Raw genomic sequence first — 11,894 nt, 5'->3', positions numbered from 1 at the left:
TAAAGAAGGATGTATTGGTTACGCATGAACTCGATTCAGGAAGTTCAACAACATCTGGTTGACGAACTCAGGTTGCTCTAAACAACTGATGTGTCCCGCTTGGGGAATCTCCACCAACTCACTGCCTGTGATACAGTCTTTCATTAAATAAGATTCAAAAACTGGACGTGGTTTATCTTCACAGCCCACTGCAATTAACGTCGGCAGAGCAAATTTTTCCGAATCCTCAATCACATCCCGGCGACCAAACACCATACGCCCTATGCGAGCTACTTCCACCGCACGCTCACCGTTCAGCTCTTCTAAACTGCGTTTGAATGAAGCGACAAGTTCAGGGTTATCCTGATTGACGTTGTTGGCAAAGAACAGCGGCACAACGGCTTCAATAATTGGCGCAGGCACTGCTTGGACTTGGCTGATGGTATCAAGCATTGCAAAATACTTCTTATACGTAACTTCTGGCTCCCAGCCAATGAAGGTATCCATCAATACCAGTGACTTAACACGTTGCGGCGCTTGAGCCGTTAGCTCTGCTCCCCACATGCCGCCAACAGATAAGCCCACTATCGAGAACTCTTCGATATCTAAATGATCCATCAATGCCAGCATATGTTGTGCATAGTCGGCCAATGACTGTGTCGATGCAGGTGCAGCGTCCGATTCACCATGTGCCCAAAGATCTGGCACAATACAACGGAATGACTGGCTTAAAACCTCAACTTGTGGCGCCCACATTTGGCGATCCCAAAGGTAACTATGACCAAATAGAAGCACAGGGCCCTCACCTTTATCTAGATAAGCAAGTTGCTGACCTTCAATTTCAAACTTATTCATTGTTATATCCATTTCTTATTCTTCCACGTCATCCTAGCACTGAAACAATAGCGAACTGATCGCATCAGTCAGAATGTAAAACGAGGCGGTTCATTGAATAATTAAAAATAAAGGCCTCTGAGGAGCAGAGACCTTTATTACACAGAACCGGTTTCAAACTTACCGCATAAATTTGATTAAGCGACAGGTGTTAGTTGATCAATTGGCCAACGTGGACGAGCCTCTACTGACATATCAGCCACTTCGCCATTCTTCAAGCGCTGCATGCCTGCGTAAGCGATCATCGCACCGTTATCTGTACAGAACTCAGTACGTGGGTAGTAAACTTCGCCGCCAACTTTCTTCGCTAACTTCTCTAACTCAGCTCGCAAACGACGGTTAGCACTCACACCACCAGCAATAACAATGCGTTTCATGCCTGTTTGCTCAAGCGCGCGCTTACATTTAATAGCCAACGTAGCACACACAGCCTCTTCAAATGCCAATGCGATGTCCGCGCGAGTTTGCTCGTCATCACCGTTTGCAGCAATCGTGTTAGCCGTAAAGGTTTTTAGACCAGAGAAACTCATGTCCAAACCTGGCACATTCGTCATTGGGCGCGGGAACTTAAAGCGGCCCGGTGTACCTTTTTCCGCCAGTTTAGATAATAGTGGACCGCCTGGGTAATCCAAACCCATTAGCTTCGCTGTTTTATCAAACGCTTCGCCCGCCGCATCATCAATCGACTCACCTAGAATTTTGTACTCACCGATGCCTCTCACCTCCACCATCATAGAGTGACCGCCCGATACTAATACCGCCACAAACGGGAACGGTGGAGGGTTATCTTCCAACATTGGGGCCAATAGGTGACCTTCCATATGATGAACAGGTACCGCTGGCACTCCCCAAGCATAAGCAATACTGCGACCGATAGTCGCACCCACTAATAGCGCCCCAACAAGACCAGGCCCCGCGGTATACGCGACACCATCGATGTCTTTTGAAGTTAAGTTCGCTTCTTTTAGTGCCTCTTTAATAAGAGGAATGGTTTTCTTTACGTGGTCACGTGAAGCCAACTCAGGCACCACACCGCCGTAATCTGCGTGCAGTTTTACTTGGCTATATAGCTTGTGTGACAAGAGACCGTTTTCATCGTCATAAATTGCGATGCCAGTCTCGTCACAAGAGGTTTCAATACCAATAATGCGCATGGTTTTCTCAGTATGCTTTCTGTATAGAGGAAATTTGGGCGTCATATTACCTCGCCTTGGTGCTGCAAACAAATTTTGTACAGACAATAATCGACAAAAGGCTTTACAAAGTAGTTGTGATCGGATTAAAATTCCGCACCATTTTTGATCAAGCTGGTAAGAGACCTAACAATTGTGATTTGGTCTGTTGAATACCAGCGTTAACGAATAACCCCTGAGGTGAAAGGCATATGCCAGTAGTTAAAGTACGTGAAAACGAACCGTTCGACGTTGCTCTACGTCGTTTTAAGCGCTCTTGCGAAAAAGCAGGTATCCTTTCTGAAGTGCGTCGTCGTGAGCACTACGAAAAACCAACTACAGTTCGCAAACGCGCTAAAGCAGCAGCTCAAAAGCGTCACGCTAAGAAGCTAGCTCGCGAAAACGCTCGTCGCGTTCGCCTGTACTAATAACTGAGCTCCAAAAGGAATTTAGTTATGGCTCTGATTGATCAACTCAAAGAAGAGCAAAAATTAGCGATGAAAGCCAAGGACAAATTGCGCCTTGGTACTATTCGTTTAGCCCTATCAGCAATCAAGCAACGTGAAGTTGACGAACAGATTACTCTGAACGATGACGACATTCTTGCAGTATTGACCAAGATGGTTAAACAACGTCGCGACTCTGTAGCGCAGTTTGAAGCAGCGGGTCGTCAAGATCTTGCTGATGCGGAACAAGCAGAAATTACCGTTCTTGAGGACTTTATGCCTCAACCACTGACAGACGAAGAAGTAGCGGCTCTCATCGAGAACGCGATTGCTGAATCTGGCGCAGCTGGCATGCAAGACATGGGCAAAGTAATGGGCGTTCTGAAACCGCAAATTCAAGGGCGTGCAGATATGGGTAAAGTAAGCGGTTTAGTTCGCGCTAAATTGGCTTAAGGTACCCCACCCAATTGCAGCAAGCCGTGCTATCCTTTGGAGCGCACGGCTTGTTTGTATCTGGATGGATGGAATGAAATCAATGGGCAATACGCTCATTCTTTTAAGGCATTCACTCCACTCATCATCTTCTTTTTTTGTTAGGTTTTATGGCTGGACACATCCCTCGCAGTTTTATCGATGACCTTCTAGCTCGACTTGATATTGTCGATATCATCGACGCACGTGTGAAACTTAAGAAAAAAGGCAAAAACTACGGCGCATGCTGCCCGTTCCACAACGAAAAGACACCCTCATTCAGTGTCAGTCAAGAAAAGCAGTTCTACCATTGTTTTGGTTGTGGCGCGCATGGAAATGCCATCGATTTTTTGATGGAATTCGACCGACTAGAATTCGTCGAAGCCATTGAAGAACTCGCTTCATACTTGGGTTTAGATGTTCCTCGCGAACAACGTAGCGGCGGTAATGGTTCGTTTCAGTCAGGCCCACAAGCAAGCAGCAGTGAAAAACGTAACCTATACGACTTAATGGGCAGCATTGCTCAATTTTATCGTAACCAACTCAAACAGCCAGCAAGTAAGGTGGCGATTGAGTATCTAAAAGATCGCGGCCTGTCTGGTGAAATCGTCCAGAAGTTTGGCATCGGCTATGTGGCTGATGAATGGGATTTAGTTCGTAAGAACTTTGGCCAGAATAAAGAAAACCAAGACATGCTCGTCACTGGCGGCATGTTGATTGAAAACGATAAAGGCAACCGCTACGACCGATTCCGTGGTCGAGTGATGTTTCCTATTCGAGACAGACGCGGTCGAGTAATAGGCTTTGGTGGTCGAGTATTAGGTGATGGGACACCAAAATATCTCAACTCACCCGAAACCCCGATATTTCATAAAGGTAAAGAGTTGTATGGCCTTTATGAAGTACTACAAGCGTACCGTGAGCCACCACAAATTTTAGTGGTTGAAGGCTATATGGATGTTGTCGCGCTTGCTCAATATGGCGTAGATTATTCCGTTGCCTCATTGGGAACCTCGACAACGGGCGATCACTTGCAAGTGTTATTCAGGCAAACAAGCACCGTCGTGTGTTGTTATGACGGTGACCGCGCAGGCCGTGAAGCCGCGTGGCGTGCCATGGAAAATGCATTGCCTTACCTAACGGATGGTCGCCAGTTAAAATTCATGTTTTTGCCGGATGGAGAAGATCCCGACTCTTATATCCGACAAAACGGAAAACAAGCATTTGAGCAGCAAGTGTCTAATGCGATGCCCTTGTCTGAATTCATGTTCAGCTCATTGACTCAGCAGGTCGATATGAGCACGAAAGAAGGCATGGCAAAACTGAGTACTCTTGCGGTTCCTCTCATTGATAAAGTCCCTGGCGGCACTTTAAGACTATACTTGAGAGAATTGCTTGGCCGCCGTTTGGGTTTGGTTGATGAACGCCAACTACAGCAGCTAATTTCAAAACAAGGTAAAGAGGATAAAAGGCCTCAACCTCATAAAGAAATCAAGCGAACGCCGATGCGAGAAGTGATCGCGTTACTGATTCAAAACCCACAATACGTAAGTATGGTGCCAGATCTAACTAGCGTTAGAGATTTGCCCATTCCTGGTCTAAGTTTATTTGTTGATGTACTTGATAAATGCCAAGCACATCCCCATATCAACACAGGCCAATTATTAGAGCATTGGCGAAACAGCCAAAATGAGACCCTTCTGTCTCGTCTCGCGAGTTGGGACATTCCACTCGATGAGGACAACCAAGAAGAAATCTTTTTAGACTCACTGGATAAAATTATTGCCCAGTGCGTAGAAAAACAAATTGAAAACCTGCAGGCCAAAGCAAGAAGTGTCGGTTTATCAGCCGAAGAGAAAAGGGAGCTGCTAGCACTTATGCTAGATTTAAAAGCGTAACCCTGTTTAATTAGTCAGCAACGATTTAATTTGTTATAGTAAGTGGTTTGCATTTCGCATACTGATTCCTTCACCAGATTACGAAGTTGGATACCGTCTATGGATCACAATCCGCAGTCACAGCTAAAGTCACTTGTTATTAAAGGCAAGGAACAAGGCTATCTGACCTACGCCGAAGTAAATGACCACCTACCTGCTGAAATCGTAGATTCAGAACAGGTAGAAGACATCATTCAGATGATCAACGACATGGGCATTAAGGTAGTAGAAACTGCTCCTGATGCTGATGATTTAGCACTGAACGATGACACAAATATTACCGATGAAGATGCAGCCGAAGCTGCAGCCGCTGCACTTTCTAGCGTAGAGAGTGAGATTGGTCGTACAACAGACCCAGTACGTATGTACATGCGTGAGATGGGTACTGTCGAACTTCTAACTCGCGAAGGCGAAATCGACATCGCAAAACGTATTGAAGAAGGTATTAACCAAGTTCAATCGTCTGTTGCTGAATACCCAGGCACAATTCCGTACATTCTTGAGCAATTTGACAAAGTTCAAGCTGAAGAACTACGTCTTACAGACCTAATTTCAGGTTTTGTAGATCCAGATGCTGACGACACCGCTGCACCAACGGCAACACACATCGGTTCTGAACTGACTGAATCTCAGTTAGAAGAAGAAGACGATGAAGACGTTGATGACGACGAAGATAGCGATGACGATTCAGATGATTCTGAAGAAGATGTAGGTATCGATCCAGAATTAGCGCTAGAGAAATTCAACCAACTACGCAGCACCTATCAAAATCTTCAATTAGCAATCAACGAGTACGGCTATAACAGCCCGAAAGCAACCGTTGCTAATGAAATGATGCTAGACGTATTCCGCGAGTTTCGTCTAACGCCTAAACAGTTTGATCACCTAGTGAATGAACTGCGTACTGCTATGGATCGCGTTCGTACACAAGAGCGTCTGATCATGAAGTCAGTGGTTGAATACGGCAAAATGCCGAAGAAATCATTCATCGCGCTGTTCACTGGTAATGAATCAAGTGAAGCTTGGCTGGATGAAGTTCTTGCTTCAGACAAGCCATACGCTGAAAAGATCAAACGTAACGAAGAAGAAATCCGTCGTTCAATCGCTAAGCTAAAAATGATTGAAGAAGAGACTTCTCTAAACGTACAGAACATTAAAGACATCAGCCGTCGTATGTCTATCGGTGAAGCAAAAGCTCGCCGTGCGAAGAAAGAGATGGTTGAAGCGAACTTGCGTCTTGTAATTTCTATCGCGAAGAAATACACCAACCGTGGCCTACAGTTCTTGGATCTGATCCAGGAAGGTAACATCGGTCTGATGAAAGCGGTAGATAAGTTCGAATATCGTCGTGGTTACAAGTTCTCGACTTACGCAACGTGGTGGATCCGTCAGGCAATCACTCGTTCAATCGCGGACCAAGCACGTACGATTCGTATTCCGGTACACATGATCGAAACGATCAACAAGCTAAACCGTATCTCTCGTCAAATGTTGCAAGAGATGGGTCGCGAGCCACTACCGGAAGAACTGGCAGAGCGCATGCAAATGCCAGAAGACAAGATTCGTAAAGTTCTAAAAATCGCTAAAGAGCCTATCTCAATGGAGACACCAATCGGTGACGACGAAGATTCGCATCTAGGTGATTTTATCGAAGATACAACGCTAGAACTTCCGCTAGATTCTGCAACTGCAACTAGCCTTAAGGTGGCAACAAAAGACGTGCTTGCAGGTCTAACGCCACGTGAAGCGAAAGTACTTCGTATGCGTTTTGGTATTGACATGAACACTGACCATACTCTAGAAGAAGTTGGTAAGCAGTTCGACGTTACTCGTGAGCGTATCCGTCAGATCGAAGCAAAAGCACTACGTAAACTTCGTCACCCAAGCCGCTCAGAGACTCTGCGCAGCTTCCTAGACGAATAATCGCAGCGCATACAAGCTTTTAGAAATCAAAAAAGGTGACTTTAGGTCACCTTTTTTATTATCTACTGTTCTAAGTGGATAAAAACTAAGCGCAATTGCCCTAGTTGGTATCTAGACACCTTGCAACGCTTCCCCTATAATCGTTGTCCTATTAAGGCCCCTTAGCTCAGTGGTTAGAGCAGTCGACTCATAATCGATTGGTCCGCAGTTCAAGTCTGCGAGGGGCCACCATATTTCGAAAGGCGTAGCAGGTTAATACCTACTACGCCTTTTTTGTATCTTATATCTTTGGGTACAGTTTCGGTTGCGGTAACTCGTCACTAACCTCGTAATAGCTTTTCCTCTTCCCCTCTTCTTTAACTATTATCTGGCTCTCTATACGAGCAATAGAAACAAAATGTCTGCTCGTGATTTAAACCATTGACCCTCAGACAACTTCTGATAGTATGGACGTATAGACGTCTAAAACAAAAAATGGAGCTACAATGAAAAGTATTGGTCACTTAAAGAAACTAGCTTTGATTCTCACGGCAGTAGTCGGCTTAAGCGCTTGTGGAGAAAAAGATGACTCTGTCATTAAAGTGGGCGCGACAGTTGGACCACATGCACAAGTAGTCGAGGCGGTAGCGAAGGAGGCAGCAAAGCAAGGTTTGAATGTCGAAGTCATTGAGTTTTCTGACTACGTGACACCTAATGCCGCCCTTAGCGACGGTAGCATCGATATTAACAGCTATCAGCACCAGCCATTTTTAGACAACTTCAACAGTAGCCATAACGCCCAATTAGTATCAATTGGTCAGTCCATTCTTATGCGTATGGGGCTTTATTCCAATAAGTATCGCTCACTGCAAGAGCTTCCAAACAATGCACGTATAGCGCTTCCAAATGACCCTACCAACGGTGGTCGTGGTCTGTTGCTACTCGCCGATGCAGGTTTAATTGAGCTGAAACAGGGTGTTGGCCATAAAGCCGCCCTAACTGATATCACAAAAAACCCAAAATCATTTGAATTTGTCGAGGTAGATGCCGCTCAGCTACCAAGAACATTAGATGATGTGGACGCGGCTGCGATTACAATGAACTACGTAATGTCTTCTGGTTTAGATCCGAAGAAACAAAGTATCTATCTTGAAGCAAAAGACGCCCCATTAGCAGTCATGGTCATCGCCACTCGTGACGCAGACAAAAATAATGAAGCGTATAAAAAGTTCGTTTCTATTTATCAATCTCAAGCGATTCGTGATTATCTCGATCGCACTTTCAAAGGCACAATCGAAGCAGCTTTTTAATCAATAAAGCAGCGAATACTTTGCCCCACGAATCAGATAGAAAAGAGGCTAATGTTTTCTCATAGCCTCTTCTTTTCATTACTCACTAAATCGACTCATTGTCGACTTTCAGCCTCTAACTTCATTGCCAAATAAGCTTGATCAGCAGAAACCAATTCAGGGCGGTTAATCAACTTCCAGAGGAAGTATGGTGGGATTAAAAATACGATGAAGTAGAGAGATTCATGGAAAAAAACATCGGCTATCGTTTGCTGATGCTCCCAAAGTGCCGTCAGTGCGAAGAGCTCTAACATCACGCCTAATACGCCAAAGACGACAGAGACAACAATCGCTAAACCCAGTAGTTCTCTAACAAAGTGCTTGTATGCCATGATACTAATTCCTTCTAGCAATAAGTCATACTAACTTACGCTCATAAGAAACAAGTGAGCTTGATTATTATCAAACTCACCTCACCACTGTTAAGAACTTAGTTTTATAAAAAAGTACTTGTATATAGCGTCGGCGAAGACTGATTTCCCTATCACAGAGCATAGATACCTCTACAAATAGAAGGTGATGGAACGACCAACTATTGACTATATGAGCGCAACTTTAATCAGATAAGTAATATTGAACCGTCGATACCACTCGTACTTTCTTAATGTAAGGCGTGTTGCTGTCTCGGTCATAAATCGAGAACTGCCCTTGAGTTGCACGTTTGATCTTACCCAGTGAACTCTGTGAGTCTTTCGCAAATTTCTCAGCCACTTCACGCGCATTCTTAGTCGCTTCTTCGATCATGTCTGGCTTCACATCATTCAGCTTAGTAAAGCTGTACTCAACACGATTTGCATAAGGATCTTGGTTAAGCAAAACGCCTTGCTTTCCTAGCTCACCTATTTCATTGATTGCCGCTCGAACAACATCAACACTCTGGCTATAAACCGTAACGGTTCGCGAGGCCAAATAACGATACTCAATGTCTTGCTCGCTCCCATATTGCTGTGCTTTTCTGTCAATGACCGCTGGGGAAGAAAGGGAAACGCTGGTTTCAGGAAGCCCTTTGGCACTTAGAAAGTCCAAAATCAAACGGGTTTGCTGGTCAATTTCATCAAACATGGCTCCCATATCATTACTCGCTAGAGTAAATTGAATCGGCCAAATCACCGTATCAGCAGGATACTCACGCTCCGACAAACCTTTTACTGTCACGACTCTTTCATAGGCTCGGTATTTCACCGCCGTCTGCTGCATAAAATAGCCAAGTATGCCAAGACCAAGTATCAAACTTAGCCCAATCCAAAGTGCTGCTTTATTGGAAACTCGTTCCATTATTTCCCCCTGATAAATATCAACTTAGCTTAATCTTTGTTCTAGATAAGATAGCCTATCTCTTGTTTTAAGAGGGAGACATAACGCGAGTTTTGATTCATAGCACAGTGATATACCGTTTTCTTTAGTCAATAAAGCTTCATTGGTTTGTCACCAAAGGCTCATGCTTTTGCCTCTGAATTGTCATCTGTAATTTCTACTATCCAATCAGCAACTTGTACGCTGAGGTAAATATGGATAGTTCGACCCCTTTTCGTCTCCCACGTAAAACGCCGTTTGGCATTGGTGAAAACGTTGCTGAATGGGCAACCGGTTTAAACCAACTTGATAAGTTCTACGCCCAACGCCCCGTTAATGCCGATACCAAAACTTTTCTCCGCTTCACGCTGGATATCTTAGGTATCGATTATCGCATTGCTCATGGTTCACTCGACTCAGTACCTAAACAAGGAGCTACCGTCATTGTGGCGAACCACCCGCTTGGTTGTGTGGAAGGCGTCATCTTGGCCGAACTCTTGTTGATGGTACGAGACGATATCCAAATTCTAGCCAATCAATACCTGAAAACCGTACCAGAGTTAGATCAGCTCTTCATTGGTGTCGATGTGTTTGAAGGCAAAGACGCCGTCAAATCGAATATGAAGGCCCTCAGAGCGGCTAATAAACACCTCGCAAGTGGCGGCTTATTGCTTGTCTTTCCTGCCGGTGAGGTTTCCCAGTTAGTCGATGCCAAACAGCAACGCTTGGAAGACAAAGCGTGGAGTCGAAGCGTAAGTAGCCTGATCCGCAAAAACAAAGCCACGACAGTTCCAGTATTCATCAGTGGTCAGAACTCGAAACGCTTCTATATGGCAGGGAAAATCCATCCACTTTTGCGTACCCTAATGCTCGGGCGGGAGCTACTGAACAAACATGCACAAACCATCAACTTGTCTTTTGGCCAAGCGATTAAATTCAAAGAGATCAACACACTTAACGATGATCAAGTGGTGAACTATTTGCGGCTCAACACTTACTTGCTCAATCGTGAACCCCAATCAGTTAAGCCTTCTTCTTCATCAGAACTGCTCTCTCCAATAGCGGCAGGGTTACCCGTAGGCGAATTGCTTGAAGAGCTGAACAACTTACCAAAAGAGTCCAAGCTGCTAACAAGTGGTGAGTTCGATGTTTACTGCACGGAGTCGCAGAGTATCCCTTCCCTACTGCATGAAATTGGTCGCCTACGTGAGCTCAATTTCCGACAAGTTGGCGAAGGGACTGGACTAGCAATAGACATTGACCATTTCGATCATGATTACCTGCATCTGTTTGTGTGGGACAGAGAAAACCAATGCTTGGTGGGCGCGTATCGCTTAGGTCTAGTTGATCAACTGATTGAAAAGCGCGGCGTAGCAGGTCTGTATTCACGAACCTTGTTTAACTATGACCAACGCTTTATCGATCAAATGGGTAAATCCATCGAGATGGGACGCTCGGTGATTGCGCAGCAATATCAAAAGAGCATGAGCGCGCTACTACTGCTGTGGAAAGGCATCGCAACCTTCGTTCATCAAAACCCAGATTACACTCACCTATTTGGTCCGGTAAGCATTAGCAACGACTATAGCGATACTGCACGCCAATTGCTGGCTCAATCAATGACGCTGCACCACTACGACAACAATTGCGCAGAGTACGTCACGCCTTCTAACCCACTTCCTAAGCACCACCGTGACTGGAACACCAGCATGCTTACTGCTCTGGGAGATTTACAGTTACTATCACGCGTAATTGCCAGAATCGATGAAGGAAAAGGTGTCCCCGTTTTACTGCGTCAGTACCTAAGCCTTAATGGCAAACTGGTGTGCTTCAATGTTGACCCTGCATTCAATAACGCTCTAGATGGATTGATTACGGTGGATTTGCGCGATGTTCAAGAAAAGACGTTGGCAAGGTATATGGGACGCGAGCAAACTCATGAATACCTCACCTACCATGCTAATAGCAACCATAAGTAAGAGCAGTGAGTAAGAAGGGAGTTGTGAGTCAATAAAAACAGTATAGCGACTCTCTTTTACTTTTCTATCAATTAGATAAGAGCACTTCGTGAAGCACGCCGAAAAGACTCTTATAAATACATTCTATCGAAGAGTCGCAATGACATTGATCACACCAATCCCGTCGCAAACTTTCACAAAACACCAAAAACGACTCAGATCACATTTTATGCCCAGACCAAATCAACACAAAATGTGATATTGATCGTCACTGGTATTTAATTTGAATTTCAAAAGAAATCAAAAGTGATCAAAGTCACAAAGTGTTTTGATTTTAATTTTGTCAGAAGATCGAATTGATCACTAAGATTTTTATTGACAGATTTGAAAGTGGCTTTTTGTTATTAAGTTACAAGTTAATAAGTTGAACTTGGTCACTTAAAAACCGTTTCTCAGCCTAAGAAATGCGGGCGTAGATCACGAAAAACCCGTT

10 protein-coding genes and 1 tRNA gene are annotated in these 11,894 nt (G+C 44.6%); 7 read left to right on the top strand and 4 right to left on the bottom strand.

From position 1 onward, the window contains the following. Positions 1 to 18: 18 nt before the first annotated feature. Both R7190_RS11565 and tsaD read right to left on the bottom strand, forming a co-directional pair. Positions 19 to 834 carry an alpha/beta fold hydrolase gene (locus tag R7190_RS11565; RefSeq protein WP_138938973.1) on the bottom strand — a complete coding sequence of 272 codons (816 nt, stop codon included), beginning with the start codon at positions 832 to 834 and terminating at the stop codon, positions 19 to 21. Between the two features lie 176 nt (positions 835 to 1,010). After that, on the bottom strand, positions 1,011 to 2,027 hold the full coding sequence (tsaD, locus tag R7190_RS11560; protein WP_005379854.1) for a tRNA (adenosine(37)-N6)-threonylcarbamoyltransferase complex transferase subunit TsaD: 1,017 nt from the start codon (positions 2,025 to 2,027) through the stop codon (positions 1,011 to 1,013). A gap of 230 nt (positions 2,028 to 2,257) precedes the next feature. Here tsaD and rpsU point away from each other — a divergent pair, with 230 nt between their 5' ends. The 6 genes from rpsU to R7190_RS11530 all read left to right on the top strand — a co-directional run bounded on the left by rpsU (position 2,258) and on the right by R7190_RS11530 (position 8,111). Next, positions 2,258 to 2,473 carry a 30S ribosomal protein S21 gene (rpsU, locus tag R7190_RS11555; RefSeq protein ID WP_001145625.1) on the top strand — a complete coding sequence of 72 codons (216 nt, stop codon included), beginning with the start codon at positions 2,258 to 2,260 and terminating at the stop codon, positions 2,471 to 2,473. A 27-nt stretch (positions 2,474 to 2,500) separates the two neighbouring features. Next, a complete protein-coding gene (locus R7190_RS11550) occupies positions 2,501 to 2,944 on the top strand; it encodes a GatB/YqeY domain-containing protein (protein ID WP_005379720.1) in 444 nt (147 codons plus the stop codon). 149 nt (positions 2,945 to 3,093) lie between these two features. Further along, positions 3,094 to 4,860: a DNA primase gene (gene dnaG, locus R7190_RS11545; protein ID WP_005379719.1), complete on the top strand. Its 1,767-nt coding sequence runs from the start codon at positions 3,094 to 3,096 to the stop codon at positions 4,858 to 4,860. Positions 4,861 to 4,959: 99 nt separating this feature from the next. Then, entirely contained in the window at positions 4,960 to 6,822 is a 1,863-nt protein-coding gene (gene rpoD / locus R7190_RS11540; RefSeq protein ID WP_005395986.1) for an RNA polymerase sigma factor RpoD, read from the top strand. A 155-nt stretch (positions 6,823 to 6,977) separates the two neighbouring features. Then, a tRNA-Ile gene (locus R7190_RS11535) sits at positions 6,978 to 7,053 on the top strand. 254 nt (positions 7,054 to 7,307) lie between these two features. Continuing rightward, positions 7,308 to 8,111: a MetQ/NlpA family ABC transporter substrate-binding protein gene (locus R7190_RS11530; protein ID WP_005379717.1), complete on the top strand. Its 804-nt coding sequence runs from the start codon at positions 7,308 to 7,310 to the stop codon at positions 8,109 to 8,111. Positions 8,112 to 8,206: 95 nt separating this feature from the next. Here the strand turns inward: R7190_RS11530 and R7190_RS11525 are convergent, their stop codons facing one another. Together R7190_RS11525 and R7190_RS11520 are read right to left on the bottom strand one after the other, a co-directional pair. Beyond that, positions 8,207 to 8,482, bottom strand: a complete 276-nt coding sequence (locus R7190_RS11525; RefSeq protein ID WP_005379716.1) for a hypothetical protein — start codon at positions 8,480 to 8,482, stop codon at positions 8,207 to 8,209. A 223-nt stretch (positions 8,483 to 8,705) separates the two neighbouring features. Next, positions 8,706 to 9,425 (bottom strand): SIMPL domain-containing protein, encoded by a 720-nt coding sequence (locus tag R7190_RS11520; RefSeq protein ID WP_005379714.1) that lies wholly within the window; start codon positions 9,423 to 9,425, stop codon positions 8,706 to 8,708. A 233-nt stretch (positions 9,426 to 9,658) separates the two neighbouring features. Here R7190_RS11520 and R7190_RS11515 point away from each other — a divergent pair, with 233 nt between their 5' ends. Continuing rightward, entirely contained in the window at positions 9,659 to 11,422 is a 1,764-nt protein-coding gene (locus R7190_RS11515; RefSeq protein ID WP_186584473.1) for a lysophospholipid acyltransferase family protein, read from the top strand. Positions 11,423 to 11,894: the final 472 nt, after the last annotated feature.

This window comes from Vibrio sp. 1078-1 (genome assembly GCF_033340475.1).
This window is presented reverse-complemented; position numbering and strand designations above follow the sequence as displayed.

What these genes read in the sequence shown, in the direction of transcription:
- R7190_RS11530 (WP_005379717.1), top strand. Translation starts at nt 7,308, where the DNA reads ATGAAAAGTATTGGTCACTTAAAGAAACTAGCTTTGATTCTCACGGCA.
- rpsU (WP_001145625.1), top strand. Translation starts at nt 2,258, where the DNA reads ATGCCAGTAGTTAAAGTACGTGAAAACGAACCGTTCGACGTTGCTCTA.
- R7190_RS11550 (WP_005379720.1), top strand. Translation starts at nt 2,501, where the DNA reads ATGGCTCTGATTGATCAACTCAAAGAAGAGCAAAAATTAGCGATGAAA.
- rpoD (WP_005395986.1), top strand. Translation starts at nt 4,960, where the DNA reads ATGGATCACAATCCGCAGTCACAGCTAAAGTCACTTGTTATTAAAGGC.
- R7190_RS11515 (WP_186584473.1), top strand. Translation starts at nt 9,659, where the DNA reads ATGGATAGTTCGACCCCTTTTCGTCTCCCACGTAAAACGCCGTTTGGC.
- R7190_RS11520 (WP_005379714.1), bottom strand. Translation starts at nt 9,425, where the DNA reads ATGGAACGAGTTTCCAATAAAGCAGCACTTTGGATTGGGCTAAGTTTG.
- R7190_RS11565 (WP_138938973.1), bottom strand. Translation starts at nt 834, where the DNA reads ATGAATAAGTTTGAAATTGAAGGTCAGCAACTTGCTTATCTAGATAAA.
- dnaG (WP_005379719.1), top strand. Translation starts at nt 3,094, where the DNA reads ATGGCTGGACACATCCCTCGCAGTTTTATCGATGACCTTCTAGCTCGA.
- tsaD (WP_005379854.1), bottom strand. Translation starts at nt 2,027, where the DNA reads ATGCGCATTATTGGTATTGAAACCTCTTGTGACGAGACTGGCATCGCA.
- R7190_RS11525 (WP_005379716.1), bottom strand. Translation starts at nt 8,482, where the DNA reads ATGGCATACAAGCACTTTGTTAGAGAACTACTGGGTTTAGCGATTGTT.